This window comes from Enterococcus sp. AZ179 (assembly GCF_050498885.1).
Taxonomy (GTDB): Bacteria; Bacillota; Bacilli; order Lactobacillales; family Enterococcaceae; genus Enterococcus_D; species Enterococcus_D entomosocium.
Genome location: NZ_JBMHEO010000001.1, coordinates 2,716,337 through 2,742,674, shown reverse-complemented (window position 1 = coordinate 2,742,674; position 26,338 = coordinate 2,716,337). Strand labels below are relative to the sequence as shown.

Here is a 26,338-nt window from a genome sequence, read left to right as displayed (position 1 = left end):
AGCGATTTTTTTATTGTTTCATTTGTAGCGGTAACAGACGTTCGATAGTTTTCAGCACGCCATTTTCATCGTTTGATTTGGTCACAAACGCTGCCGCTGCCTTGACTTCCTCAAAGGCATTGCTCATGGCGAAACTAAACGTGCCAGCTGCCATCAACTCCAAATCGTTCAAGCCATCGCCGAAAACCATTGTCTCCTCGGGTGTGACGTGCAGCAATTCTTGCAAGTGTGCCACAGTCGTTCCTTTGTGGACGCCTTGATTGGTGATATCGATCCAAGCGGCTTCCGAAGCCACGATGTACGCTTCATTGGTAAATTCGCTTAACTGTTGGACATGCTCAAAACAACGTAGTTTGGGATCAAAAATAGTGAGCTTCACAAAATCTTCTGTGATAGTTTGATAATCCGCCACCGTTTTGACCACCCGATAAGAGCCACGCACTTTCTGCGCATCCGCTTCATTGGTTGTGTCAGCAATGTACGCCGCAGTCGGTGTACAAGCGATGATCACATGATCTTGCGCAATCGCAGCGAGCTTCGCAATGATCCGCCGCCCTAATTCGTTTGGCAGCAGCGATTCAAAGATGTACTCTCCTTGATGTTTGATGCGGGTCGCGCTATCCCCAAGAATCCAAACATCCGCTGCGGCTTCACCAAACAGTTCTTCCACTCGTTCACACTGTTTGCCGGTACACGCAGCAAAAGCAACACCCGCTTCTTTCATTTGTTGGCTGACTTGTTCATAATAAGGCCGATCAAAACTGCCTTGGCTGTTCAAAAATGTACCGTCTAAATCTGTGATGACTAATTTGATCATACGTTTCTCTTCCCCTCTACCTCGTGTCCTCTTCATTCCAAATCACTTAATTAACGTTATTAATTAAGTATACTTATTTTCAAGTTTTCCGTCAAGTCAGTCTTTTAAAAACTTTACATCGTTTCATCCCGTCGGTATACTTAATTAAATCACTTCATTAAGGAGAACATTTATGGCTTCTACCACCCATACCATTCGCCAGCAAAACAAACAGCTGGTTTTAAAAACTTTGTTTCAAAACGGGGCATTATTCGCCTCCGATTTAGTGAAGAAAACCGGCATCAGCATGGTCACCACTAACTCATTATTAAAAGAATTGTTAACAGAGGGGGAAATCACGAAAGGTCCGCTGGAGCAAAAAGAGCTAGGACGACCAGCAGTGACCTATCAGCTAAATCAAGACCGAGGTCATTCTCTTTTGCTTAGCTTTATCGATCACGATGGCTCCTTGGCTCTTTGGTCCATGCTGATCGATCGTAAGGGGAAGGTTTTGGCAAAACACGACCAGCCCTTTCCTGATGTTGCCCCTCACCGCTTTCAAGAATGTGTAACGAACGAGCTGGCATTATTTCCCTTTGTGGAACAGATCGCCCTCTTTTTACCAGGAAAAATCAGTAGAGGAACCGTGACTTCCAGCTGGTATGAAAAATTTAACGGTTGGCAGCTGGCAGCCCTCGTGGCAGAGGTCACTGCACTGCCCTTCTACTGTCAAAACGATGCCCATATTTTAACAATCGGCTATTGCATCGCCCAACAGATCTCCTTGCAGCAAACCATCGTTGGCATGTACAATCCTGAAAAAAGCATGCCCGGTATCACGCTCCTAGTCAATGGTGCGCTTTTAGAAGGAAAAGATGCCCTAGCGGGAGAGGCAAAATTTTTACCCGGCTACTTGGATCAAGGTGCACCGCAAGACCGCACGGCTTTGGTCCAGCGCCTGACAAGCATACTGCCATTTTACAATGCAGCTTTTGCCCCCCACTGTATCATTTTAGCCAGCAGTGATGCAGTAAAAACCGATCTCCTAGACGCGATCCAAAAAAATCCATTGCTGCAGCAACAACCCAATCAGCCCGCTTTCCATTATATCGATGCTATCGATGAAGCCATGGTGCTAGGCATGCACTGGCTGATTTTCCGCAAGACACCTTTTGACTTAGCCCGTTGATGACACAAAGACCATAGAATAATTGAGGTGGTGTGATATGAAAATAGCGATCATTGGTGCTGGTCCTCGTGGACTTTCACTTTCAGAACGACTGATTGCTCATAGCAAACAAAACAAACAAGCCATCGACTTGCTGCTGTTTGATCCTTTTCTTCCTGGGGCAGTTTGGCGCACGGACCAATCGGCAGATTTGCTATTGAATTCTGTGACCAGCCAAGTCACCCTTTTCACGGATGACACATTAAGCACCGGCGGCCCCGTGGTCAAAGGACCTACCTTGTACGAATGGGCAGTGACAGAAGGGAAACATTTCGCAGCCATCCATGCCCCTGAGCTCGTTGCGGAATGCACAGCACTTGATTCACTTGATCCTAACGGGCATTGCTCGCGGGCGTTATATGGACTCTATCAGCTGTGGTTTTATCAGCAGTTGTTAATAGAGTTACCTGAATCCATTACCATCAACCATCTGTCAGACAGGGTCAGCTCTTTGACCCCTCTTTCCAAAAATCGCTACCAGTTGACGACGGCTCACCAAACATTCCTTGTTGATGCCGTCGTCTTAGCTACAGGACATTCACAAGCCCAACTGTCATCAGGGGAACAACAATTGGCGGCTGCCGCAGAAAATAATGGCTGGTTTTATGCACCGCCAGCCAATGCGGCAGATACGGATCTAACGGCTGTGAAAGCTGGCGAACCTGTGATTTTACGGGGACTAGGACTTGCCTTTTACGATTACGTCACCCGCTTGACCAGTGGTCGGGGCGGAACCTTCGTCAAAGTCAATGAATCCCTCGTCTATCAACCTTCTGGTGAAGAACCGCAAATCATCGCCGGTTCTCGTCGGGGGGTCCCGTATCATCCTCGTGGCCGCAATCAAAAAACACCAACGCAGCAGCGAAAGCCCGTTTTTTTGACCCCTGAACGCCTCGCTGCTTGGCAAGCAGCCAAAACGGTTGCTGGCAAGACACTGCTCTTCTATTTAAAGAAAGAGGCAGAACTCGTCTATTATCAGACGCTGCTTTTAGAAAAACAGCGGCTTGACAAAGATCAGCTTGACGCTTTTACCACCGCCTTTGTTGCCACGGAAGGATCTGAAGACTTGCTAAAAAAATGGCAGCTTCCTAAGAGGGAATGGTGGTCATGGCACCAACTAGCCGATCCCTTTGCTCAGAAAGAGCAGCAGTCCTTGCAAGACTTTTTCATTGCGCTATTACGTACCCAAATCCATGATGCCGAAAAAGGCAATCTAGCGGGACCTATCAGCAGTGCCTTGGAAGTCTTCAAAGATCTGCGTGACCCGATTCGGTTTGTTCTCGATCATCAGCTAATGCCAGCAAAAGACCTGAAAACACTCTTTTGGCAGTCTTTCGTTCCCTTTAACAGCTTTTTATCGATCGGTCCGCCGGTTCAACGACTGCAGGAACTGGTCGCCTTGTTGGAAGCCGGAGTGGTGACCTTACTAGGTCCTGACATGACTGTTGAGATCGAGGAGGCTTATTGTACGTATTCAAAGCGATTTCCCGACACACGCTATCACGCGACGCAACTAATTGAGGCTCGCATTCCATCGACAGCGATTCGTCGAACCAACAATTCCTTGTTGCGGCAACTGCTAAACGATCGGATCATTCACCCGCACCGGTTGACGATACCCAATGAGGTGCCTTTTGAGACGGGTGCTATCGCCATCGATCCTGAGACCAATCAGGTCCTTGGACCAGATGAACGCCCCTACACTGCCCTCTATTGTTTCGGGATTCCCACAGAAGGCATCCACTGGCTGACGGCTGCCACTGCTCAGCCAGGAACCGATGCTTGGAATTTACGGCAGGCGGACCAGATCGCCGCTGACCTCTTACACCACATCTTCTAGTCGCTTCTTTTCTATCAAACGCAAACTTCCGACGAACCGCTTCGGAAGTTTTTTGCTTTTCTTCCGCAAACCCGCAGGCAGGATTTTCCTTTTTTTGAATATTCTTGAAATTTTCTTTAATTGTTACACGAAAATTGCGACAGTCCTAGAAAACCGTTACAATAGAAGAAAAGAACGCAAGGAGGTTGTTTCATGACCGCTGAATTACAAAAAATTGATGCCTTGATCGCAGAAGTGGAAAAAGTGATTTTAGGCAAACGAGATGTGATCCAATTTACCGTGGCTGCGCTGCTTGCTGGTGGACACGTTTTATTCGAAGATATCCCCGGTGTTGGGAAAACGATGTTGGTCAAATCATTAGCCAAAGCCATTCAAAGTGACTACAAACGGGTACAGTTTACCCCAGACCTTTTGCCTAACGATGTGTTAGGTGTGTCGATTTTTAATTCCCAAAGCCACCAGTTCGAGTTTCGTCCCGGCCCGATCTTCACCTCCGTCCTCTTGGCAGATGAGATCAACCGAACCACACCAAGGACGCAAGCCTCGCTCTTAGAAGCCATGTCAGAAAATCATGTCACCATCGACAATCAAACGTACCCATTGAGTCCCCACTTTTTTGTGTTAGCTACCCAAAACCCAATCGAATATGAAGGAACGTATCCTTTGCCTGAAGCCCAATTGGATCGTTTTTTGTTCCGCCTGCATATCGGTTACCCAGATTTTCAAGATGAGCTCGCCCTCTTGACTGGAAAACGACAGCAAAGCTTGGATCAGATCCAAACCATTTTACATGCTGATGAAGTGACCGCTTTGAAAGCGATGGTGGACGACGTGTATGTCGATGAGCGGGTCGCCCGTTACGCATTGCAGCTGGTTCAAGCGAGCCGCCAGCATAATGCCATTGACCTTGGTATCAGTCCTCGTGGTGGGATCGCCTTCTTAAAAGGGGCAAAAGCGTTAGCGTTGACGGAAGGACGGACCTTTGTCACGCCGCAAGACTTGCAGCGAATTTTACCAGCAGTCTTCGGTCATCGTTTATTACTGAAAGGCGGCGTTCATGCTAGCGCGGAGACCCTTTCAGATTTGATGAAACAGATGATCCAACGGGTGCCTGTCCCTACGAGGAAATAGCGATGAAGAAAAAAAAGCTTGAACGCGTGCTGCGCCTCCTGTTGTTTAGCGCTGCCTATTTTTTGCTGCTGGCTTACTGTGTGATCTTTAATAATAATGCCGGTTGGAGCCTCTGGTTTTTACTGACTCTGTTATTGTTGCTTGACGCAGTATTCTTGCTGCCCTCCCTCAAGAAGGTCCAAATCGTTTTAGAAGAATCGATCCAAGCTGAAACACAGACAGCGATCACCTTACCGCTGCAAGTCTTCAAGTATCGCCCGACGCTGCTGCCGCTGGTCGATTTCACCTTGCAGTTTGACGATCGTTTCAAGGAAAGTCATCACAGCGCCTTTTATCGAGGCAATCTGATTCGGCTCCATCTGCCTTGGACCCCAAAGGAGCGCGGCAGCTATGAAGAATTGCCCGTTCAATTGTACAGCCATGATCTCTTTGGCTTTTTTGAAAAAAGCTACGCTGCAGGTGCGAAACAATCGATTTTGATCCTACCGAAATTGAAGCTAGAAGCCGTTGCCCTATTGCCATTTTTTAAACAGCAAGTCCGCAGCCAAACCCACGGGGAACCCAATTTTTCTATTCGACAGTTCCGTCAATACCAGTTAGGGGATTCATTAAAAAATATCGATTGGAAATTATCCAGCAAACAACAGGAATTGATCTATCGCGAACGAGAATACGAAGAAGAACAAGACATCTTTCTGCTCTTTTGGGGAGAAGATCATCCTGCTTTTGAAGAGACCTTGACACTGTTTTATTCGATCCACCATTTCTCACAAAATCAACGACTTTTTCAGCCGCTCTTGATTGGTGACGGATTGACTTCCCCTTACCAAACGGATGCCGCTGCCTATGCCCAGATCCTTCCCTTCGAGAAAGTTCCTGAAGGAGTACCGCTCTTGACTGGCAGCCATCTTATCTTCATTGCCCCGGTTTTCACCCCACAACTGGAAAACTACCTCAGTCAGTTGGAAGCAAAAAACAGCTGCCAAGTGTTTACCTACGCTGATTTAATGAGGCAGTTGAATGAACTTGAGGAGGTGGTAGGATGAGATTTATTAAGAAAGCACTGATTGGTCTTTTGACCTTTCTCAGTCTATCACTGGTGATCTTGCCGTTTATCGCAGTTTATGACCTTGGCAATCAGTTCACCCTTTTAACTTATGCCTTTAGTGTCTGTTTGATTTTGACCATCGTGCCGAAAGTCCGTTACAGTTTGCCTTTGCTGGCAGCCGCTTGGCTGATCGTCTTGTATCGGATCTTTCCTTATGGGACTGCCTTTTCTTTTGATTGGCTACTGCGTTTTTGGCTAGACCTGCACCGTGCCTTTCAAGAGATCCTCAGTGGTGAAGTCGGCTATATCACCGAACTGGCGGCGGTGACATTGATCGTTAGTTGGGTCTTGTTTTTAGCGATCTTACCGATTGCTTATCAACGCTTTTTCTTGATTTACGGTACCATGATCGGCTACTTGCTGACAGTCGTGATTTTTAATCAATTTGATTTGACGTGGCATTTGATCGGTATTTTTCTTTGCGCGCTGGCTTCTTCCATGATCCAGCGCAGCGCCTTTCAATCCAGTCAAACGATCACCCCCTGGTTCGGCGTGATGCTATTGATTGGTGGCTTAGCCGTCACTGCTGTCTACTTGCCGCAGACGAGCGTGCGGGATCAGTTGGCAGCCCGTTCCACGCCTATACGGACAAATCTGAATCAGCTGGGTTTTTATCAATTTATTGAAGAACATGGCACCCCCACTGGTTCTCGCACGGGTTTCAGTGAAAATGATCGTCAATTAGGCGGACCACTACTTGATGATGCGACGATTTTATTTGAAGCGCAACAAGAAACCCCGCATTACTGGCGGGTGGAAAGCAAAGACTTTTATTCTGGTAAAGGCTGGATCAGTACGAGCCGCGAAGACGTTCGCTTGGAAGCAGACGATGTCACCATCGCTGACCAGAGCTATCAACAAACCTATCCTGAGAATGAACAAGTGCGGATCCAATTCCAAAACCATGGAGACTATGTGCCATTGCCCTATGGCCGCAGTAGGTTATCCCTTGAAAGCGGCGCACGTGGCTTTCAAATCAGCGACGCTATTCAACGGGTCGATTTGATTGATTCGCTACCAGACACGGCCTTGACCCTCGATTGGGACCATCCAGATTTTTCCGCAGAAAATCTTCAAAATCTGCCTTTGATCTATCCGGATTCTCCGATCGATTATATCCAATTACCCGATTCTTTGCCGCAGCGGGTACGAGATCTCGCCGCTGAGATCACCACTGACAGCAACAGTCTGTTTGACCGAGTCACCGCAATTGAAAGCTATTTGAAAGATCCGCTCGTATTTCGCTATTCCAAGACCGATGCCGTCGTGCCTGCAGAAGAGCAAGATTACGTTGATCAATTTTTATTTGAATCACAAGTCGGCTACTGCGACAATTTTTCCACGGCAATGGTCGTTCTACTACGGAGTTTAGAGATCCCTGCTCGCTGGGCAAAAGGCTTTTCTCCTGGATCCCCCGTGACAGAAAACGGAATCACTACCTATACCGTTCGCAACTTGAATGCCCACTCGTGGGTGGAAGTCTACTTTGACGGATACGGTTGGGTGCCTTTTGAACCGACACCTAGTTTCCAAAATCCAGATCGTCCCGTGTTGACCGAAGAATCTACTAGCTCCGAAGAAACACCGACCGCTAGCAGCGAGACAACACCAACGAGCAATACGGAAACAGAAAGTAGTGAAACCACGACCAGCAGTTCTGCAACAGCCGCGGTTACCGATGATGTTTGGTTGACTGAGGAGCTGAAACAAACGCTGCGTAATGGCTTCTTTGGAGGCTTAGCTCTCCTAGGACTTGGCCTGCTTTTCTATTTCCGCCATTCGTTTTTCCGTATTCATTTATGGTTGATCTGCCGCTTTAACAAACAGCCACTAGTTGCTGCCTATCCTTTGTTTTTAAGGCAAACGACGAAAGTTTTGTACCGTAACGAGGCGGAGCCGTTGATTGATTATGCCCAACGACTCGAAGCATTCTATCCACTGTTTCATGGTGATTTTATCCGCTTGACGCAGCAATACGAAGCCTACCTTTACAGCCAAGAACAGCCGGCTGGTCAAGAAGCCTTCTTGAAGCAAGTCGCTGCCCAAATCAGTCAGCTGAAAAAAATCAACTAAGCAGTGAGGAGAAACGACAAAAAAACGTATCGATCAAAGGATCGATACGTTTTTTGCTTTAGGCGTTTCCTTGACGTTTTTGAACGGCAATAATAATCAGTTTTGTGATTTCCATCAAAACAACTGCCACAGCAGCCATTGCGATACATAGACCGACATGTCCTAAAGTGAAGGTTGCTGGAATCGCAAAGACTTCACGGATGCCAGGAATCAAGGTAATGCTGTATAGTCCACCACAAACGACGATCGCCAACCACACCATTTTATTGGCAAAAAGGCCAGCTTGCCAAGCAGTCTCGGTATTTGAGCGTGCTGGCAATGTTTGCAATGTCCGGCTCCAGATAAGTGTTGAGAAGGCCATCGCTACACCTAACTCAGGTGATTGGCTCATCCCTAACCATTGTGCCAAAATCACGACAGCGGCAATCAAAATACCGCGATACGTTACTGAGATCAAAGTTTTTCCAGTGAAGATACCTGCATTTGGATCTCTAGGCTGACGTTGCATGATGGTTGGTTCGGCTTTTTCCATTCCCAGAGCAATTGCTGGTAATGAGTCGTTGACTAAGTTGATAAAGAGTAGCTGCAAGGCAGTAAATGGATTGTCCCAACCCATCACTAAGGCAAAGACGATCGCAATGATCGCACCTAAGTTTCCAGCAAACAAATACGAAATGGCTTTTTTGATGTTGTCAAAGACGTTTCGGCCAACTTCTACGGCACGAATGATCGAGGCAAAGTTATCATCCGTCAAGACCATCGCCGCTGCATCTTTGGCAACGTCCGTTCCGGTTCCCATTGCGATCCCGATATCCGCTTGTTTCAAGGCGGGTGCATCATTGACTCCATCTCCGGTCATGGCAGAGATCTTGCCTTTGTCTTGCCAAGCCCGCACGATACGGATTTTGTTTTCCGGCGAAACACGAGCATAAACCGTGATTTTGTCTAATTGATCCGCTAGTTCGGTTTCAGAAAGAGCATCCAATTCCGTACCAGTCAAGGCTAAGTCGCCCTCAGCTGAAATACCGATCTCTTGTGCGATCGCCACGGCTGTCGTTTTGTGGTCCCCTGTGATCATCACTGTTTTGATACCGGCAGATTTGGCATCTGCTACGGCTTGTTTGACTTCTTTACGAGGAGGATCGATCATTGCCATCAAACCAACCAAAATCAGCTCGTTTTCATCCTCAAGTGTCAATTCTCGTGATTGGGCATCGGTCAATGGACGGTAAGCAAACGCCAAGACCCGTAATGCCCGTTTTGAGAATTCTTCGTTTTGATGCTGCAATTTATTTCTGATTTCATCTGTTAAAGGCACGACTTGATCATCGATCAAGACTTTGGTACTGCGGCCAAAGACGATGTCTGGACCACCTTTGGTCAACAACAAATGTTCGCCATCGATCTCATGTAAGGTGGACATCAATTTACGATCAGAATCGAAAGGCAATTCTTGCAAACGAGGAAACTGTTGACGAATTGCCCGATAAGGCTGATTTAGTTTCTCACTGTAATCCAGAAAAGCAATTTCAGTAGGGTCTCCTAGCTTCGCCCCATCTTCACTGATGGCAGCATCATTTGCCAAGACACTGATTTCTACCAAGCGTTTTTCAGGCAATGTCCAGGTAGTTGGCTCATCGGGGAACGTGCCCGTTTGTCCATTTGGTAAATAGTAGTCAACAACGGTCATTTTGTTTTGGGTCAAGGTCCCTGTCTTATCTGTACAAACGATACTCGTTGAACCCAATGTTTCAACCGCCGGTAGTTTTCGAATGATGGCATGACGCTTCGCCATTTGTTTTGTTCCGATCGAAAGGACGATCGTCACGATCGATTGCAATGCTTCTGGAATCGCTGCTACGGCTACGGCTACCGCAAACATAAAGGCGTTGACTAAGTCTTCCGTCATATCACCTGTTCCGTCACCTAAGAACAACCGTGCTACTTGAACCCCTAAAATAATCAATGAAAGGACCAAGATCGCCAAGCTCAGTTTTTTACTGAAGCTGTCCAATCCTCGTTGCAATGGCGTTTTGTGTTCAACCGTACTTTCCAATAAGCCAGCCACTTGACCGATTTCCGTCACATTACCAGTCGCGGTTACGATAAACCGACCACGCCCATAAGTGACGATCGTTCCACTGAAGACCATGTTGTCACGGTCGCCGATCGGTGCGGTACGATCGATCACACCTAATTCTTTTTCCGCTGGCGTTGATTCCCCAGTCAGCATTCCTTCATCGACCTTCAAAGAACCCTCTTCAATCAATCGACCATCTGCTGGTACATAGTCCCCAGCTTCTAAAATAACGATATCGCCGACAACCAATTCTTTCGCCAGCACACTTTGTTCTTTGCCATCCCGAATGACGTTAGCATCTGGTGCTGACAAGCTTTTCAAAGCGTCTAACGATCCTTCGGCTTTTTTCGTTTGTATCACACTGACGACGGAATTCAACAAGAGTACTGCGAAGATAACGATGGACTCAACGTGTGCACCCATAACCATTTGGATGATTGCCACAATCAACAAGACGATCACCATCGCATCTTTGAAGGTATCTAAGAATAAGGCAAAGCTTGATTTCTTAGGTGCTTCCTTCAGCTGGTTCAGGCCATTTTCTAACCGCTTGGCTGCCTCTTGCTGCGTCAACCCCTCTGGACTGCTCTGGACCTCTGCCATAATTTCCGAGATTTCTTTTTGATACATTTCTTTCGCCAATTTTTTTGCCCCTTTTAATTTTATTTTCCTTAGGCACTCTGCTAGAAAAAAAGAGACCTAAGACAAGTATACGCTTGTCTTAGGTCTCACCATTTCAAATAATACCAGAAAGCTGTCGCCAGCTTACTTACTGTTGATATTATCGCAGCTTGCGCCACCGGTTACTCCCCTAAGGAATAATAATAAGAATGTATCATTATCATAACGGAAACTGTTGTGCTTGGCAACTATAAAACATCAATTTGAAAATTTTTTGAAAACATTCTTTTTGTTCCCATTCCTTTTTTTCTGTTACACTAAAGAAAAAAGAAATTTGTACGTTACAGGAGGAAAAACGATGGATCTTTTTGATACTTTTACCCGCCACAGCTCTGTCAGAGATTTTCAACCCCGGCCACTATCAAAGGAACTCAAGCAAAAATTAGTGACGGTTGCCCAAAGTGGTTCCAGTTCGAACTTTGTTCAAGCTTATTCGATCATTGAGGTCAGTGATCCTGAAAAACTGGCTGCTATCGAAAAAATTGCCGGTGCCCCAAATTACATCACTCGAACGGGGGTCTTCTATCTTTTTGTCGCCGACTTACATAAGCATCAGCAGCTGCTGACCCAAGCAGGGTTGCCGGATACCCACTTAACCACGATGGAACCGTTTATTGTGTCTGTCGTTGATACGACGATCGCTGCCCAAAATATGGTAGCATATGCTGAAGCACAAGACTTAGGAATTTGCTACATCGGCGGCATCCGCAATGATTTGCCTCGTATCGCAGAACTTGTCGGCTTACCAAAATTGACGTTTCCGTTATTCGGCTTGACGATCGGTTATCCGCAACATAGAAATGAGCCGAAAGTCCGCTTGCCTCAAGAAGCGATCGTAAGTGTCGATCAGTATCAACCGCTGACGCAGGAGCAAACAGCCCAGTACAACCAAACGACGGAAGCCTATTATGCACAGCGCAGCAGCAATCAACAGCAAACCAATTGGCAAACGAAAATGACGGAATTTTTCCGTGAACCGCGACGTCCAGATGTCGCTGCCTTTATGAAGCAACAAGGCTTCTCAGACCACTTCGGCGAATGAGGACACTAATCACCACGGGAAAATAAAAAACGATCTTTGGCAAGGAATCTTGTCAGGATCGTTTTTTTGCTTGGTGTAAAAAATCAGGTTCAGGCTGCTCTTGTATCTTTGTCGCGCTAATTAACGTGCGGCTTCTTGTGCGGCTTCGTTGACGGCAACTGCCTGCTCACATTTTTCCATTAATGCTACTAACGCTTTATCTAACACTGCTTCATTTTCGGAGGTTCGCTGACTGATTTGCGTCATAGGCTGCGCCGCAAGATCCAGCAAATAGGTAGGGATTGCTTCTTTTTCAGCAAAAGTGCCCTTGATCAGCGGCTGGTAGACAGACTCGCCACAGGGTCCGGTTTTGATAAAGGCTAGTTCGAACTGCGCCTTCCCTGACAAGCGCAACCGATAGACCCCTTCATTGGTCAGCAGTTTTTCATCGGTAAAGCGTGCCTGTAATCGTGCAAAGCGTTCATAATCCATGGTATCTGCTCCTTTTTGATTCCTTCTTTTCTCTAGTGTAGCAAATTTCTTGTTAGCAAAACATCTTTTTCATAGAGAACGCATCCCCTTTTTCCTCGTCTGGCGATTTTCCACTTTACAAGCAGAACAAATGTTCGTATAATTCAAGTGAGGTGAATGCGTATGCCAGCTGCAAAAATTGCTTATGCAAAACAAGAAACCTATGCATTTGAAAAACACTATTATGAATTGGTAAACTTTCCCACACCAGTGGCGCTTTTGTTTGATGAATTCGCACTGACGATGGAGCGCAATCAAAAATCATATATTGCGATCCCCGCGCGCTATTCCGTCTTAAAGGTTCCGCTCGTCTTTGTTTTTCGACTAGAGACTAAGGATGCGCCTGTTTATTATTATGAGCACGTACTTGCTGAAAATAAGATTATTCGCCGCTACAACCCCGAGCGTAACTATTTGCCCGGCGGAAGATAGACCAATGGTCCCCACCCCCGTTTACTGTACCAAGCGGCTGCTCTCTCCTCATGAAAATCACTGAGCAGCAGTTCGAATGTTTGTCATCAAAACAAAACCCCTCTATACTAAAAAGAAAGGGGTTTTTCACAATGACGAAAAAACCGCCGCAAACGTCTGAAGAAAAAGAAGCCGCTTCTAACAATATGGGATTGGGGATCGGTGTCGGAATGGCCTTAGGTGCTGCATTTGGGATGCTGTTTTTTGACAACCTGGCATTAGGCATGGGTTTAGGCATCGCACTAGGTGTAGCGATCGGTGCCGGCATGGATCAAAAAAGCAACAAAGACAAGAAATAGCTGAATCAAAGAGCTGTGTTTATCTGTCACAGCTTGCTGCCGAGTAAATACCCAAAAAGCCTAGGTTCTGCACTTGTTGTACAGGACCTAGGCTTTTTTGCTACTTCGAGCAATATTCTCGAAAGCAGCTGCTTCACAGTTGGTTACAGCAGATTTCTTTTCGCCATTTCCGCGCGATACAGTTCATAGACCGCATCACTTTGCTTTGCATGGCTGCGGTAAAAGAGCCCATAAGAGAAAATCGCTTGGAAATTGCTTCCTTGATTTGCTCGTGCTACAGCGTGGTACAAATTCGCCAATTGCTGATCAGACATCTTCCCGCTTTTGATTCGTTTGGCAACTGCTTTTTGGGAAAGGGTAAATAAAACCGTCGTAAATATTTGATAAACCACCCAAATCGCCAGAATAACCAAAATAAATTTCACCAAATCAGGCATCACTTTTCAACTCCTTACAAAAAGTAAATCATTCGGATGATTTGATGTCAATAATAAAATAACCCAACGAAAATAAAATATTTATTTTCTAAAGTAATAAAATAACAGTACGACAATGATTAAAACAATCAGTCGTACTGCTATTCCTTTATTGCCTCTATTCATCTAAGTATCAATAAATCGACTCCGCTAAAAAAGAATAGACGGTATCAATGTCTCTTTATTTCGCCAAACGGTAGATAGCATCTGCATAGATCACCGCTGCGTTGAATAGGTCATCCAAGCTCATGAATTCATTGGCTTGGTGCATGGTATCAACATAGCCTGGGAACATTGCGCCATAGGCAACGCCGCGTTTCAATAGACGGCCGTATGTGCCGCCGCCGATGATTTGTTCAAAGCCTTTTTCGCCGGTATGTTCTTCATAAACCGCCAATAAAGTTTCTACCAATGGATCATCTGCTGGCACGTAGTGAGGTTCCATGTTGCGGTCATTGCGAGTAATGGTGGCCCCTTCCATACCGACGGTGCGTTCCACACCGATTTCAAGTCCTTCCGCAGTTACCCCTTTAGGATAACGGAAGTTCAAGGCGATAAAGTTGTCTGCTTGCGTTCCTGCTTGGTTCGCTTTAAAAGCAAACAAGCCAGCATTCATAGTTAATTTACCCATTTTTTCGTCTTCGTACGCCACACCTAATTTTTCACCGTAGAAATCTTCATGGACATAGGCTGCTGCTGCATGGATGAATTGTTTTGCGCCGCCGCCAAAGGCATAGTTATCTAAGAAGACAGCTAAGAAGGTTCCCGCATTGATTCCTGATTGTGGGCTGGCACCATGGGCACCTTTACCGACTAATTCGATCGTCACTTGTTCATTTTCTGTTTCAATTGTGCCCGTCACTGGATTGGCTTCAACGTAATCGAAAAAGGCTTTTTCGATCGCTAATGCTTCTTCTGTTGATGGAGCAATGAAGCTTGCCGTTGCCGTTCCTGGTACCATATTTTCTCGCAAGCCAGCAGTGAAGCTTTGCAGCGTGAAGTCTCCTTCATTGTTGCCTTGGAAATGGATCCCTAATGTCACATTTCCTTTTTCTCCATTGATGATTGGGAAATTGGCATCTGGCGAGAAGCCAAAATCAGGCTTTTCTTCATGCTCAAAGTAGTAATCCATATCTGCCCAGCCGCTTTCTTCATCAGAACCAACGACAAAACGGATTTTTTTCGATAATGGCAAGCCCAATTCTTTAATGATTTTCATCCCATAATAGGCGGCCATTGAAGGACCTTTATCATCAGAAGAACCACGAGCATAGATTTTGTTGTCATTGATGACTGGATCATAAGGATCGGTTGACCAGCCGTCACCTGCAGGAACAACATCCATGTGACCGAAGATCCCTAATGTTTCGTCTCCTTCACCAAATTCGATGTGACCAGCGTAATTATCGACGTTTTTGACTGTGAAGCCATCACGTTCGCCATAAGCTAGCATGTGTAGCAACGCATCACGAGGTCCAGGACCAAATGGCGCGTCCGCAGTCACTTTATCATCTTCTCTTTCACTTTTCACTTTCAATAGATCAATCAAGTCGTTCAGCAAATCGTCTTTGCGGGCTTCGACCTCTTTTTTCCAATCGATTGTCATAGTGTTCCCTCCATTTCTGTTCTCGCTATTTATGATAACACTCTTAAACCAAAAAAGGAAAAAAAATTGCGCCTTTTTCCATGGGTCTTTTCTATGAAATTTCTAGGAAACAGGTATAATAAATATAACTCGATTTTGATTAACGAAAGGAGTCATTGCATGGAGCAACTTGATTCTGCGATTTTATCCAAAGTGATCCAACAGCGCCCGACAAAAAGCCACAAAGGTACCTTTGGCCGGGCCGTTTTAGTAGGGGGCAACCGCCAATTCGGTGGGGCGATCTTAATGGCGGCGCAAGCCTGTGTATATGGGGGAACTGGTTTGACCACTGTGATCTCCGATGGCGTCAACCGAACCGCCCTGCACGCCCGCTTGCCTGAAGCGATGTTTGTCGATTGGCAGCAAACAGAACTGATCGATACGGTCACCGAATCGGCGGACGTCCTACTGATTGGTCCCGGATTAGGAGAAGGAAAAAGCAATTTTGATCTGCTGCAGCGGATCGTTTCTGCCCAAAAAGAACACCAATGGTTGGTGATCGATGGTTCGGCGATCAATTTGGCTGCCAAATATCCGCTGATCATCCCCTTTCCTGAACAAGTCGTCTTCACGCCGCATCAGATGGAATGGCAACGGCTCAGCGGACTGGCAATTGCCGACCAGACCGAAGAAAACAATCAGCAAGCCCAACAAAAACTCGGAAGTCTGGTGGTCTTAAAAAGCCATCGCACGCAAATTTACGGTAGCAGCATCGCCCAAAATCCCCTAGGAACACCCGCAATGGCGACTGGTGGGATGGGTGATACGCTGGCAGGCATGATTACCAGCTTTTTGGCACAGTTTGAAAAAACAGAGGAAACGATCCACGCGGCTGTCTATCTCCATAGCCTGATTGGCGAAGCCTTGGCAAAAGAGCACTATGTCGTGTTGCCGACACAAATCAGTGCCGCATTGCCTCAATGGATGAAAAAGCACCAAGCAGCCGATCCAGAATGATTTCTGATAAACCATTCATCAAAAAAACGTCCCTTTCTGCATTTGTCGAAAGGGACGTTTTTTCCAATGGTCAGCTAATTGTTAAAATAAACCACTCGCACTTCATACGGCGCCAAGGTTGCTGTTTGAGGGACTGCTTGATTGGTCTCTAAATCAACGACTTCTTTGATCAAGTGTAGTGTCTGCTCTTTCTCAGAAAAATTCATGATGAAAAAGTACGTTCGTTCTGGACTGATCCTGCCTTGGATCGAGACTGCAGGATTGGCATGCGCGATCCTTTCCTCTGCCAAGGACAGCTCACGGACCAAAGAGGCATAAAACTGTTCGAAAAAGTCATAGTTGGTGCGAGCCGCCAGATAGTAGGCGGTGCCTGCACCAAAGGTATGTTTGGTGATCGCAGGTGTTCCTTGGTAAAAATCCGCTTGATACACCCCTAGTACCTCCGCTGTTTCGGCTTCGATGATTGCAGAATAGTCCCGTGTTTCAAAGGGCTGTCCTTGAAAAACCACTTGATTGTGTTCAGTGTCAAAAAGAGTTTCCAGCTCCAGCACGTTGATGCCTAATAACCCTCGCAACGGCTGTGGCAAGCCCCCCAGATACAACAGGTCGGTTTCATTGACCATGCCGCTAAAGTAACTGGAAATCAAGGTACCACCAGCTTCCGTGTACTGGCAAAGTTTTGCCATCGTCTCCGAGGTCATCAAGTAAAGCATCGGAGCGATCACCAACCGATAGTCAGAAAAATCTTGCTCTGGCGTCAAAATATCGACAGCGATGTCTTGTTCCCAGAAATAACGATAATGCTCCTGCAACGTTTGCGGATACCGTCTGGTTGGTCGACCAAACCCGCCGCCTCGCTTCAATGCCCAGTTGCTTTCCCAGTCAAAAAGGATCGCCACTGCTTTTTTTCTTGTGGTTCCTTGAATCTCTTTGATTTTTTCCAAGCGCTTGCCGTAAGCCGCAACTTCTTTGAAGACCCTATTCTCCGTGGAATCATCATGTCCCACGACTGCCCCATGGAATTTTTCTGAATTGCCGCGGGATTGGCGCCATTGAAAATACAAGGTACTATCTGAGCCGTGAGCGATCTGCTGCATGGCACTCAACTGATGGACACCAGGCTTTTTCGCTTTATTGAAGGAATGCCAGTTAACAAAACTCGGCGTGCATTCCATCACTAAAAAGGGCTGTTTCTTCAAAGACCAGTACTGGTCATGCACATAGGCAGATTTCATTGCTGTCGCTGTCAAAGATTCAAAGTTGTTGTTCCAATCAGGGTAACTATCCCAGCTAACGATGTCCACATGACGAGCAAACTTGCTGTAGTCAATGCCTTCCAAAGGAATAAAGTCTTGGGTAGCATGTCCTTCCGCCATAAAATTCGTCGTCACAGGAATGTCCGGTGTCAGTTGGCGAATCGGCGTACATTCATGCAAATAAAAATCGATCGTCCTATCTGTAACAAATCGTTTCCAATCAAGATCCATGCCATGCACTTTGTGTTCTCCTAGAGGCGAAGGCGGTAAAACCTGCGACCAATCGGAGTACGTACCACTCCAAAAAGAAGTCCACCAGGCATGATTCAACGTGGCTAAATCACCATATTTCTTTTGCAGCCAACTGCGCCAGTTTTCTTGACAATAGGAGCAAAAGCATTCCCCAGAGTACTCATTGGAGATATGCCACATGGCTAATGCCGGATGCTTGCCGTAACGTTTTGCCAACTGCTGATTGATTTGCGTTACCTTTTCCCGATAGATCGGTGAAGAGTAACAGTGATTGTGGCGAAACCCATGGGTATGTTTTTGCCCTTGGGCGTTGGTCCGATTGACTTCGGGATACTTTTGGCTCAACCATTGCGGACGTCCACCGCTAGGAGTGGCCAAAATGACTTTGCCGCCGATGCCATGGATCTGATCAAACACACGATCCAACCAGTCAAACTGATAAACGCCTTCTTGCGGCTCTAAGGCACTCCAAGCAAACACCCCTAATGTGACGGTGTTGACATGGGCTTGCTGCATATAAGCAAGATCCTTTTGCAAGATTTCTGGATGAGCCAGCCATTGATCGGGGTTGTAATCCCCGCCATGCATAAACTGCTGATCAAACAATTGATTGCTCATCATTCTGCTCCTTTTTTGGCTTGTAAATGGTATACAAATGATTGAAAATCGCCAGTGACTTGCGCCGTTCCATGGTTGACGGCATTAAACTGATAGGGTTTACGCAACCCTAATTGTCTTAACAGCTGACCAGAGACGGGTTCGCCATTGACCTGGTACACCTGTTGGCCATCGAGAAAGGCTGCGGGCAAAAAGTCTTCCGCCGTCGGATTGGCTTGTGCCAACACGCGAAAGAAAGCAACCAATGCTTCTTCGTTTTGCGGATCATACACCGCCCAAGTTTTTTCATTGGCATGTTCCAACTGCTGCAGCTGATAAAAAGTACCAAAGGTCAGCAATTGCCGCTGCTTTTTATAAAAAACGATTTGGGATTTGATTGCCTGCTTTTCAGCGTCAGACAAGTGAAAGAGATCGAGTTCATACCCCAATGGCCCAAACATTGCGACGGTTTGCCGAAAGGCTAAAGACGTTGCCCTGCCGACTTGGTGGTTTGGTGCCGCCGACACGTGATTGCTGAAGGAGGACAACGGATACCCTAACAACGTTCCGCTTTGGATGGCTAAACGTTCCACTGCATCACTATCATCACTAGGCCAAATCTGCGGACTGTAAAACAAGATTCCCAAATCGTATCTGCCCCCGCCGCCAGCACAGCCTTCGATCAAAAGGGTCGGAAACGCCGCTAAGATTTTTTCATATAAGCGATAAAGGCCTAAAATATAACGATGATAAAACTCCGTCTGAGAAATTCCCTGTTCCGCTAAGTAAGGAGAGTAAGCTTCCGTGATATTGCGGTTCATATCCCATTTGATGTAATCCAGCTTGGTTTCAAGGATCACTTTTTGCATCGCTTCGAAAATTGCCTCGACCACTGCTGGATTGGCAAAATCCAACACGTATTGCCCGCGCCCCACAGAGATCCGCTCATAAGGATGCTTGACTACCCACTCAGGATGCTCTTGGTACAACTGACTATCTGGCGAAACCATTTCCGGTTCAAACCAAATCCCCAGCTGCAGCTGCATGGCATGAATTTTCTCAGCAAAAGAGCCGATTCCTTTTGGAAATTTGGCAGGGTCCGCCACCCAATCGCCTAATGAACTGCGGTCGTTATTGCGTTTTCCAAACCAACCATCATCCAGCACAAAGCACTCCATCCCTAACGCCTTGCTTTCTTGGGCTAAGGTCAACAGCTTCTCTTCATTAAAATCAAAATAAGTCGCTTCCCAGTTATTAAAGACGATCGGCCGCTGCCGCTTTTGCCAATAAGGGGCAATCACATGCTTTTCGATAAATTGGGCGGATTCTTGACTCAAGCCATTCAGACCAGCAGCGGTGAAGGTGAAGAGACATTCTGGTGCTTCAAAGGTTTCTCCTTGTGAAAGCTGCCAGCTGAAATGCTCAGGATGTATCCCCAACATCAATCGAACGTTGTCCCACTCATCCATTTCCGCTTGCGCCAAAAAGTTGCCCGAATAAATCAGGTTGGCACCATAGACGTGACCAGTGTCATTGGTGGCTTGCTGTTCTTTTAAGGCGACAAAAGGATTGTGCTGATGACCAGACGCTCCTTTTAACGAGCCGACACTGATCGTCCCTTGGGTCAAAGGGACCGTCTTGATATGCCGTTCTTTCAGCCATGCGCCTGAAAGATGCAGCAGTTCAAAATCGCGATTTTTCAGCTCCAAGACACCACTCAAAAAGCGCTGGATGGTTCTAGGCTTGCTTCCCGTATTGGTCAGTGTCTGCTGCCTCGTGATGGTTCCTGATCCTTTGAAGATCGTATAGGTGATCGCCAGTTCCAGCTGTCGCTCTTGATCTACTAATTCAAAGACGATGCTTTGGCTTTCATCGGCAGCCGCGAAGCTGGCTGGTTGCGCCAGCTTTCGTTCTTTGCCCTCAAAACAGTGAAAAGCCACAAGTTTAAAATCAACATAAAGTGGGGTTTCTTCCTCAAAAACCGACACTACCCCTTCTCGAAAATCAGAAGTCCCATACGTTGGCAATTCTTGAAAACGGTCTGCCAAGGTAAAAAGATTGTCTGCTTCAAAAAATTTGACGGTTCCTGCCGATTTATTCTCTTTTTTCTCAAGGTACGCTTGATCAAACGGCGCCAGTGTGCCTAGAGATGGCCCAAAATAGACATGACCCAGTTGCTGATTTGGTAACACATTTATGATATAACTGATTTTTTCATTGTATAAGTGAAAGAGTTGTTCGTTCTTTATTTCTATCATTGCTATCCTCAATTTTCCCCATTTTTTTCATTTGTCCCTGCTCGTTGACAAGCTGCTTCAAGATAACGCAAGCGTTTTTTGACACCACGATTGAAAAAGAATTTGTAAAACAGCGCCGCCAACATAAAGCTGTAGGTTGTTTTCTGCTGCTCAAAACGGCTTTGTTCCGAATACGTGACTTGCAGCTTCCCTTTTCGTCCTGGAGCAAAACTATACCGTTGATCGATCACTCCTTCTTCATGGGTCGTACGAAGCCACAGCTCATCAGCGGCAATTTTTTTGACCGTCATAACGGCTGGTACCATCCGCGGAGCGGTTTTGTTTTGAATCATCGTTTCAATACGGCAACCTTCCCCGAACGGTTCTTGGGCTTGTTTGGCTCGAAAGAATTTCTCTTGTTCCGCCAATAACACACGGGAAAAATCCGTAGATGTGGTATTCATTTGATAACTACAAGACAAAGTATCGGTTCTCATCACAAATTCCTTTCTAAAGGGTGCGCGTATTGCATTCCTTTCCGTTTCTGGGCTTATCTTTCTTCTACCCTTTGATTGATCGTCTCAGATGTCGCTTGTTCATTTAATGCCGCTTCCGCTTTTTCTTCTTTCAAGTAGCCGCGATCCATTACGATCAAGAATGGCACCCAGATCAAGGTCATTACGGCAACCGTCACTAACTGTAAGATTGCGCCGGCAACAGAACCCGTGCCTAACCAACCAGATAAGAAGACCGGGGTCGTCCAAACCACCGTTGCTCCGATTGGTCGTGGCACCAAGCCTGCGGCAATCGCAAAGTAAGAGATCGTCGTACTAGCTAATGGCGCTAAGATCCATGGGACAAAAGCGATCGGGTTCAAGACGATCGGCAAACCAAAGGTCATCGGTTCAGATACGTTGAAAACAGATGGCGCGATCACGGTCTTCATTAATTTTTTCATCCGAATCGAACGAGCGATAAAGAAGGCCATCGTAATCGAGATCCCCAACTGCATTCCTTGATTGACGAACACGCCCATAAACGTAGTGTTAATGATATGGGGCAATTGTTCAGCCCCTGCTTTGTAAGCTTCATAGTTTTCAATCGCTAACGCATTCATGATTGGATCGATCACCGCATTGACCACTAGTGTCCCGTGAATCCCAAACCACCAGAAGAATTGGGTGAACAAGACGGCGATCAGTACTGCTGGCAACGTACCGCCTAAGCCCATCAATGGTTTTTGCAAAATCTCATAAACGAAATCAACGGCATTGCCCCATGAAGTAAAGGTGAACAAGTAGCGGATCAAATTGAAAAGGAACAACGGTGCCGCCCCAGGAATGATGGCGACAAATGATTCTGCGATCATTGGCGGAACCGAATCTGGCATTTTGATCGTCAGCCCAGCCGCACTGATTTTGCAATAGATCTGCGTAGCGATAATGGCCGTGATGATTCCGACAAACATTCCCTCAGCCCCTAATTTCGACAAGGGGATCACTGTACCTAACTCTTCGGATGAGCCAAAAGGCAGCAGCATCAAAAACGAAGACAGTGAGATGGCACCCGCAAATAATTTGGCTTGTCCATATTTGCCAGCCAACTGATAGCCGATCCCAAAAACAACGAAAATAGCGGTGATACTCATGGTCGCATTTCCGATAGGACCAAAAAAGTCGTTTAGAAACGTGATGAATCCCTCTGGAAGTTTTTCCGAGAGTCCGAAAGTAGCAGGCAGATTTTGAATAATAATCATAATTGACGCAAACATTGTTGCAGGAAAAGCGACCATAAACCCATCACGAAGACTTAACAAGTATTTGTTGTTGGCAATGATCTGAGCAAAAGGCACCATCTTTTCGGCTAATTTATCAATAAACTTCATTTCGTTTTCTCCTTTATTTTTAACTGTAAACGTTTACTACAATCAGTATAGTTGTTTAGTTAATGTTTACACAACCCCTAAAATAAAAAAAGATCAGACGTCACTGATCTTTTTCGGCAATCGATTCTCTAATGATCAATTCACTGCCACAAACGACGCGAACAGGCATCGTCCGCACCCCAAGGATTTTATTTTTCGCTAATTCGACACTCATCTGCCCCATCTCTTCAGCTTTCATCTTGACGGAAGACAGTGCGGGCGTCATAAATTGCGCCATTTCGATATCATCAAAACTAACGACTGACACATCTTTAGGAATCGATAGCCCCGCTTCAGCGAGTGCCTTGTAAACCCCGACAGCCATAGGATCGCTGGCAACGACGATCGCTGTGGGGCGAGGATTCATTTGCGCGATCTGCTGACCAAAATGCAAACCAGTCTCTGGTGACCATTTCCCCTGCAGCACGGTTGTGAACTTTTCCAATTTATTGAGCAGCATCCATTGGCGGTAGTTTTCTGCTCGAATCTCTTGTTCATCGTAAACGACTTCGCCAGAAATCGTCACTCGGCTGGCAACACCGCCCACAAAGGTAATATTCTCATGGCCCTTCTCTTTTAACAACGTGAGGATCTGGTGAGTCTTTTGGGCAAAATCGGTTTGGATGCAATCGTAGCTGGGTGCTTCACTATAATTATCCACCAGGATAATATTGGCATTTTGCTGACTGATCTCTGCCAAAGCATCGCTGGTCATCTCTCCAATAATAATGACTGCGCCATACTTCGCCAATTGTGCCAAATCTTTTTGAGGCTCCCGCATGGAAAAGGCCCGAATCGTTTTTAAGCGCCACTTCGCCGCTTCTTTTTCGATCCCATTGCGGATCATCATAAAATACGGATCGTTTCTTTCCGACTCTCGATCGTGGCGGGTAATGATGGCAATCGTGTTTTGGTCGCCGACTTCACGGGAATGGGGTTGATTTTTTTCTTTTGAATAATTCATTTGGTTGGCGATCTCAATGACTCGTTGACGCGTGTGTTCATTGATACTGAAGGTTTCATCATGGTTAAGGATTCTAGAAACACTTGCTACCGACACCCCGGCTAATTTCGCGATATCTCTCATACTTGCCATAGCTGCACCTCATCTGTTTACTGTTTACTAAATTTACATTCAGCATAGGCATAATTTTTGGCCCTGTCAACCTTCTTTTCACAAAAAAACCGAAACTCCTTAGCTTTTCACTAAGGAAGTTTCGGGATACCCATTTGTTTTCTATTTGAGCGCTTGGTCACAGAGCACGACATTGACTAAATACAAGGTGCTGATTCCTAAGACCAATAAGTAGACTGGACCAAACAGCAAAAAGGTCAAGACAAGCGTCACTGTTGCTAAAAGATGCGCCAGTACTCGTTTGGGTGAACGAGCAAACTGATAAAAACTATAAAACAATGAGCTGGGCTGCTGCGGATAGGTGTGAAGCAGCCTCGTTTGATAAAGTAAGACCAAGCAAAACAAGCCAAAGGTGAACGCTAACGCGTAACTAGCGATCTGAAACAGCGGGTGCTGCAAACGGCTAAAGATAAAGCTGTCCGCCAAAAGCAGCAGGAAGAATAGACTGAGCAAACGGTCTTGCCCTTTTCTTGTTGTCCACTGTTGATGAAATGCCTGCTGAAAACGAGCTTTGCTGCTTGCCTCCAAGCCATCGTTCCGCAGTTCCGTCAACGTCTCGATCAATGCTCGACTAGCGGTGGTACTGGTGATCAAAGGCAAGGAATACAACAGCCACATGCCTTGTAAAACCAGTAAATGCGGAAGCCAGTTGATGCCAGTCAACAGCGCTTGGTTCAAGCGTTGCGGGGTAACTTTTGTTCTCATCCTTTGGAACCTCCCGTCAGATCCATTCCCTCAATAAAGTAGCGTTGTGCGAGGAAGAATAGCAAGATCGTCGGCAATAGCACAAGCGTTGCTCCTGCCATCAAGTAGTTCCATTGGGTCGTTGATTGGTTTTGGAAGACTTGCAGGCCAATCTGCAGCGTGTACTTTTCTTGATTTTGAATATACAGTAATGGTCCTAAGAAATCATTCCACGCCCCATTGAAGGAGTTGATGGCAATCGTGATCAGCGCGGGTTTCGTCAATGGGATCATTAGATGGCTCCAAATATAAAGATGATTGGCGCCATCGATCTTAGCGGCTTCGATCAATTCATTGTTGACGGACAAGTAAAACTGCCGCATCAAGAAAATGTTAAAGGCGTTGCCGAAAAATGCTGGAACGATCAGCGGCAGATAGGTGCCAACCCAGCCGATTTTGGAAAACAAGACATATTGCGGGATCATCGTCACAAAGCCAGGAATCATCATCGTAGACAAGACGAGGGCAAAGATCAGATTTTTTCCTGGAAAGGCCAATTTTGCAAACCCATAAGCAATGAAGGAATTTGATAAGACATTCCCGAAGACCACTAAGACGGTAATGAATAACGTATTTTTTGCATACTGCCAAAATGGAAAGGCGTTGATAGTCTCCAAATAATTGCCAAGATTGATTTCTTCTGGGAAAAAGGTCGGCGGGTAGCGCACGATCTCCTCCATCGGTTTCAATGACGTAAAGACCATCCACAGCAACGGGATCAGCAGCACGATCCCGATGATCGACATCACCACATAGCTGATGATTTTTTTGACTCGCTGTTGGCTTGATTTGCTTCGTGTTTTTGTCGTCATTTCCATTAGCTGCCACCTCCGGTATAGTGAACCCAGCGTGGTGCCAGCTTGAGATTGATAAAGGTCAAGACTAAGACGATCAAGAACAAGATCATCGACATGGCCATCGCATAGCCCATATCAAAGGCAACAAATGCTTTGTTCCACATATGCAAATTATAGAATAGCAGCGAATTCGCCGGACCGCCGGTACCATTTTTGGTCATCACGTATGCTTCTTGGAAAATTTGAAAAGAACCGATCGTTGAAGTAATCACATCATAAAAGATGATCGGCGTGATCAAAGGAATCGTAATATTTTTGAATTTCGCCCAAACCCCCGCTCCATCGATCTCAGCCGATTCGTACAGCGTCGGCGAAATATTTTGCAAGGTAGCTAGATACAAGAGCATCGCGCCCCCTGAACTCCAAATCTTCATCAAAATCAACGCTGGTTTCGTCCATTCTGGATCAAACAGCCATGCCGGACCTTTGATATTGAACCAGCTCAAGAAGGTATTGATCAATCCTGCGGAAGGAGATAATAATTGCATCCATAAGACGTAGACGGCAACCCCTGAAAGGATCGCTGGTAAGTAAAAGGTCGTTCGGAAAAAACTGATTCCGCGGATTTTTTGATTCAGTAAAGTGGCTAGAAAAACACTGAATAACGTTGTTAAGGGAACATTGAAGAGTACAAAATACGCCGTGTTATAAAGAGATTTCCAAAACAGGGTATCTTGCGTAAACATGCGGGTAAAGTTCTTAAAGCCGATAAAATTCATTTTTGAAGTCAGATTGTAATCGGTAAAGCTTCCTACGAAGGAAAACAGCATGGGCCCTAACATAAAGATCACGAACCCAAGCAAAAATGGTGCTACGAAGAAGTAGCCCCAAAGAGCTTCTTGCCGTTTACTTTTTGAACGCTTCTTTGGCATTCCTTCCACTCCATTCTATTTTTACTCATTGTTTATTCAAGAAAACACGTCCGCTTCGCAAAGCGGAAAGCAAAGCCCAGTCCGCTAACCGACTGGACTTTCCTTCTTTTTTAAAAACGCTCGTTTT

22 protein-coding genes are annotated in these 26,338 nt (G+C 46.1%); 9 read left to right on the top strand and 13 right to left on the bottom strand.

Features of this window, described 5'->3' with window-relative positions:
• Positions 1-10 precede the first annotated feature (10 nt).
• Positions 11-817, bottom strand: coding sequence for a Cof-type HAD-IIB family hydrolase (locus IGI88_RS12935; RefSeq protein WP_042890481.1), 807 nt, complete (start codon positions 815-817; stop codon positions 11-13).
• A 172-nt stretch (positions 818-989) separates the two neighbouring features.
• Between IGI88_RS12935 and IGI88_RS12930 the strand changes: the two genes are divergently transcribed.
• The 5 genes from IGI88_RS12930 to IGI88_RS12910 all read left to right on the top strand — a co-directional run bounded on the left by IGI88_RS12930 (position 990) and on the right by IGI88_RS12910 (position 8,176).
• Positions 990-1,985: an ROK family protein gene (locus IGI88_RS12930; RefSeq protein WP_429960611.1), complete on the top strand. Its 996-nt coding sequence runs from the start codon at positions 990-992 to the stop codon at positions 1,983-1,985.
• 37 nt (positions 1,986-2,022) lie between these two features.
• Complete coding sequence (locus tag IGI88_RS12925) at positions 2,023-3,864, top strand: FAD/NAD(P)-binding protein (RefSeq protein ID WP_429960610.1); 1,842 nt, start codon at positions 2,023-2,025, stop codon at positions 3,862-3,864.
• Between the two features lie 192 nt (positions 3,865-4,056).
• Entirely contained in the window at positions 4,057-4,995 is a 939-nt protein-coding gene (locus tag IGI88_RS12920) for an AAA family ATPase (RefSeq protein ID WP_005234736.1), read from the top strand.
• A gap of 2 nt (positions 4,996-4,997) precedes the next feature.
• A complete protein-coding gene (locus IGI88_RS12915; RefSeq protein ID WP_429960609.1) occupies positions 4,998-6,041 on the top strand; it encodes a DUF58 domain-containing protein in 1,044 nt (347 codons plus the stop codon).
• Positions 6,038-8,176 (top strand): transglutaminase-like domain-containing protein, encoded by a 2,139-nt coding sequence (locus IGI88_RS12910; RefSeq protein ID WP_429960608.1) that lies wholly within the window; start codon positions 6,038-6,040, stop codon positions 8,174-8,176. Before IGI88_RS12915 ends, IGI88_RS12910 begins: the two co-directional genes overlap by 4 nt.
• Positions 8,177-8,234: 58 nt before the next feature.
• On the opposite strand, the gene IGI88_RS12905 is transcribed toward IGI88_RS12910, so the two are convergent.
• Positions 8,235-10,886, bottom strand: coding sequence for a cation-translocating P-type ATPase (locus tag IGI88_RS12905; RefSeq protein WP_016613591.1), 2,652 nt, complete (start codon positions 10,884-10,886; stop codon positions 8,235-8,237).
• A gap of 349 nt (positions 10,887-11,235) precedes the next feature.
• Here IGI88_RS12905 and IGI88_RS12900 point away from each other — a divergent pair, with 349 nt between their 5' ends.
• The gene (locus IGI88_RS12900; RefSeq protein ID WP_008378980.1) at positions 11,236-11,979 is read left to right on the top strand and encodes an NADPH-dependent oxidoreductase; all 744 of its coding nucleotides are present in this window, start codon (positions 11,236-11,238) and stop codon (positions 11,977-11,979) included.
• A 120-nt stretch (positions 11,980-12,099) separates the two neighbouring features.
• On the opposite strand, the gene IGI88_RS12895 is transcribed toward IGI88_RS12900, so the two are convergent.
• Entirely contained in the window at positions 12,100-12,450 is a 351-nt protein-coding gene (locus IGI88_RS12895) for a hypothetical protein (RefSeq protein ID WP_429960607.1), read from the bottom strand.
• Positions 12,451-12,612: 162 nt separating this feature from the next.
• Here IGI88_RS12895 and IGI88_RS12890 point away from each other — a divergent pair, with 162 nt between their 5' ends.
• Positions 12,613-12,921, top strand: coding sequence for a DUF5960 family protein (locus tag IGI88_RS12890; RefSeq protein WP_008378984.1), 309 nt, complete (start codon positions 12,613-12,615; stop codon positions 12,919-12,921).
• A gap of 131 nt (positions 12,922-13,052) precedes the next feature.
• The gene (locus IGI88_RS12885) at positions 13,053-13,259 is read left to right on the top strand and encodes a hypothetical protein (RefSeq protein ID WP_008378986.1); all 207 of its coding nucleotides are present in this window, start codon (positions 13,053-13,055) and stop codon (positions 13,257-13,259) included.
• Between the two features lie 143 nt (positions 13,260-13,402).
• Here IGI88_RS12885 and IGI88_RS12880 read toward each other — a convergent pair whose 3' ends face one another.
• Positions 13,403-13,696: a hypothetical protein gene (locus IGI88_RS12880; protein ID WP_016613595.1), complete on the bottom strand. Its 294-nt coding sequence runs from the start codon at positions 13,694-13,696 to the stop codon at positions 13,403-13,405.
• A gap of 220 nt (positions 13,697-13,916) precedes the next feature.
• Entirely contained in the window at positions 13,917-15,341 is a 1,425-nt protein-coding gene (gene pepV, locus IGI88_RS12875; RefSeq protein WP_429960606.1) for a dipeptidase PepV, read from the bottom strand.
• A gap of 159 nt (positions 15,342-15,500) precedes the next feature.
• Between pepV and IGI88_RS12870 the strand changes: the two genes are divergently transcribed.
• Entirely contained in the window at positions 15,501-16,337 is an 837-nt protein-coding gene (locus IGI88_RS12870) for an NAD(P)H-hydrate dehydratase (RefSeq protein WP_034878454.1), read from the top strand.
• Between the two features lie 74 nt (positions 16,338-16,411).
• Here the strand turns inward: IGI88_RS12870 and IGI88_RS12865 are convergent, their stop codons facing one another.
• From IGI88_RS12865 to IGI88_RS12830, 8 genes are all read right to left on the bottom strand, one after another.
• Positions 16,412-18,466 carry a beta-galactosidase gene (locus IGI88_RS12865; RefSeq protein WP_429960605.1) on the bottom strand — a complete coding sequence of 685 codons (2,055 nt, stop codon included), beginning with the start codon at positions 18,464-18,466 and terminating at the stop codon, positions 16,412-16,414.
• Positions 18,463-20,700 (bottom strand): alpha-galactosidase, encoded by a 2,238-nt coding sequence (locus IGI88_RS12860; protein WP_429960604.1) that lies wholly within the window; start codon positions 20,698-20,700, stop codon positions 18,463-18,465. The genes IGI88_RS12865 and IGI88_RS12860 overlap by 4 nt, the downstream gene beginning before the upstream one ends.
• A gap of 8 nt (positions 20,701-20,708) precedes the next feature.
• Complete coding sequence (locus IGI88_RS12855; protein ID WP_429960603.1) at positions 20,709-21,176, bottom strand: hypothetical protein; 468 nt, start codon at positions 21,174-21,176, stop codon at positions 20,709-20,711.
• Positions 21,177-21,229: 53 nt separating this feature from the next.
• Positions 21,230-22,564, bottom strand: a complete 1,335-nt coding sequence (locus IGI88_RS12850; protein WP_015509292.1) for a PTS sugar transporter subunit IIC — start codon at positions 22,562-22,564, stop codon at positions 21,230-21,232.
• A gap of 100 nt (positions 22,565-22,664) precedes the next feature.
• Positions 22,665-23,699, bottom strand: coding sequence for a LacI family DNA-binding transcriptional regulator (locus IGI88_RS12845; protein WP_429960602.1), 1,035 nt, complete (start codon positions 23,697-23,699; stop codon positions 22,665-22,667).
• A gap of 141 nt (positions 23,700-23,840) precedes the next feature.
• A complete protein-coding gene (locus IGI88_RS12840; RefSeq protein WP_005225485.1) occupies positions 23,841-24,443 on the bottom strand; it encodes a hypothetical protein in 603 nt (200 codons plus the stop codon).
• A complete protein-coding gene (locus tag IGI88_RS12835) occupies positions 24,440-25,300 on the bottom strand; it encodes a carbohydrate ABC transporter permease (RefSeq protein WP_005225484.1) in 861 nt (286 codons plus the stop codon). Before IGI88_RS12835 ends, IGI88_RS12840 begins: the two co-directional genes overlap by 4 nt.
• Positions 25,300-26,211, bottom strand: a complete 912-nt coding sequence (locus tag IGI88_RS12830; RefSeq protein WP_008379008.1) for a carbohydrate ABC transporter permease — start codon at positions 26,209-26,211, stop codon at positions 25,300-25,302. Before IGI88_RS12830 ends, IGI88_RS12835 begins: the two co-directional genes overlap by 1 nt.
• Positions 26,212-26,338: the final 127 nt, after the last annotated feature.

What these genes read in the sequence shown, in the direction of transcription:
- IGI88_RS12900 (WP_008378980.1), top strand. Translation starts at nt 11,236, where the DNA reads ATGGATCTTTTTGATACTTTTACCCGCCACAGCTCTGTCAGAGATTTT.
- IGI88_RS12880 (WP_016613595.1), bottom strand. Translation starts at nt 13,696, where the DNA reads ATGCCTGATTTGGTGAAATTTATTTTGGTTATTCTGGCGATTTGGGTG.
- IGI88_RS12845 (WP_429960602.1), bottom strand. Translation starts at nt 23,699, where the DNA reads ATGGCAAGTATGAGAGATATCGCGAAATTAGCCGGGGTGTCGGTAGCA.
- IGI88_RS12860 (WP_429960604.1), bottom strand. Translation starts at nt 20,700, where the DNA reads ATGATAGAAATAAAGAACGAACAACTCTTTCACTTATACAATGAAAAA.
- IGI88_RS12890 (WP_008378984.1), top strand. Translation starts at nt 12,613, where the DNA reads ATGCCAGCTGCAAAAATTGCTTATGCAAAACAAGAAACCTATGCATTT.
- IGI88_RS12935 (WP_042890481.1), bottom strand. Translation starts at nt 817, where the DNA reads ATGATCAAATTAGTCATCACAGATTTAGACGGTACATTTTTGAACAGC.
- IGI88_RS12905 (WP_016613591.1), bottom strand. Translation starts at nt 10,886, where the DNA reads ATGTATCAAAAAGAAATCTCGGAAATTATGGCAGAGGTCCAGAGCAGT.
- IGI88_RS12840 (WP_005225485.1), bottom strand. Translation starts at nt 24,443, where the DNA reads ATGAGAACAAAAGTTACCCCGCAACGCTTGAACCAAGCGCTGTTGACT.
- IGI88_RS12925 (WP_429960610.1), top strand. Translation starts at nt 2,023, where the DNA reads ATGAAAATAGCGATCATTGGTGCTGGTCCTCGTGGACTTTCACTTTCA.
- IGI88_RS12885 (WP_008378986.1), top strand. Translation starts at nt 13,053, where the DNA reads ATGACGAAAAAACCGCCGCAAACGTCTGAAGAAAAAGAAGCCGCTTCT.
- IGI88_RS12855 (WP_429960603.1), bottom strand. Translation starts at nt 21,176, where the DNA reads ATGAGAACCGATACTTTGTCTTGTAGTTATCAAATGAATACCACATCT.
- IGI88_RS12910 (WP_429960608.1), top strand. Translation starts at nt 6,038, where the DNA reads ATGAGATTTATTAAGAAAGCACTGATTGGTCTTTTGACCTTTCTCAGT.
- IGI88_RS12895 (WP_429960607.1), bottom strand. Translation starts at nt 12,450, where the DNA reads ATGGATTATGAACGCTTTGCACGATTACAGGCACGCTTTACCGATGAA.
- IGI88_RS12870 (WP_034878454.1), top strand. Translation starts at nt 15,501, where the DNA reads ATGGAGCAACTTGATTCTGCGATTTTATCCAAAGTGATCCAACAGCGC.
- IGI88_RS12930 (WP_429960611.1), top strand. Translation starts at nt 990, where the DNA reads ATGGCTTCTACCACCCATACCATTCGCCAGCAAAACAAACAGCTGGTT.
- IGI88_RS12920 (WP_005234736.1), top strand. Translation starts at nt 4,057, where the DNA reads ATGACCGCTGAATTACAAAAAATTGATGCCTTGATCGCAGAAGTGGAA.
- IGI88_RS12865 (WP_429960605.1), bottom strand. Translation starts at nt 18,466, where the DNA reads ATGATGAGCAATCAATTGTTTGATCAGCAGTTTATGCATGGCGGGGAT.
- pepV (WP_429960606.1), bottom strand. Translation starts at nt 15,341, where the DNA reads ATGACAATCGATTGGAAAAAAGAGGTCGAAGCCCGCAAAGACGATTTG.
- IGI88_RS12915 (WP_429960609.1), top strand. Translation starts at nt 4,998, where the DNA reads ATGAAGAAAAAAAAGCTTGAACGCGTGCTGCGCCTCCTGTTGTTTAGC.
- IGI88_RS12835 (WP_005225484.1), bottom strand. Translation starts at nt 25,300, where the DNA reads ATGGAAATGACGACAAAAACACGAAGCAAATCAAGCCAACAGCGAGTC.
- IGI88_RS12850 (WP_015509292.1), bottom strand. Translation starts at nt 22,564, where the DNA reads ATGAAGTTTATTGATAAATTAGCCGAAAAGATGGTGCCTTTTGCTCAG.
- IGI88_RS12830 (WP_008379008.1), bottom strand. Translation starts at nt 26,211, where the DNA reads ATGCCAAAGAAGCGTTCAAAAAGTAAACGGCAAGAAGCTCTTTGGGGC.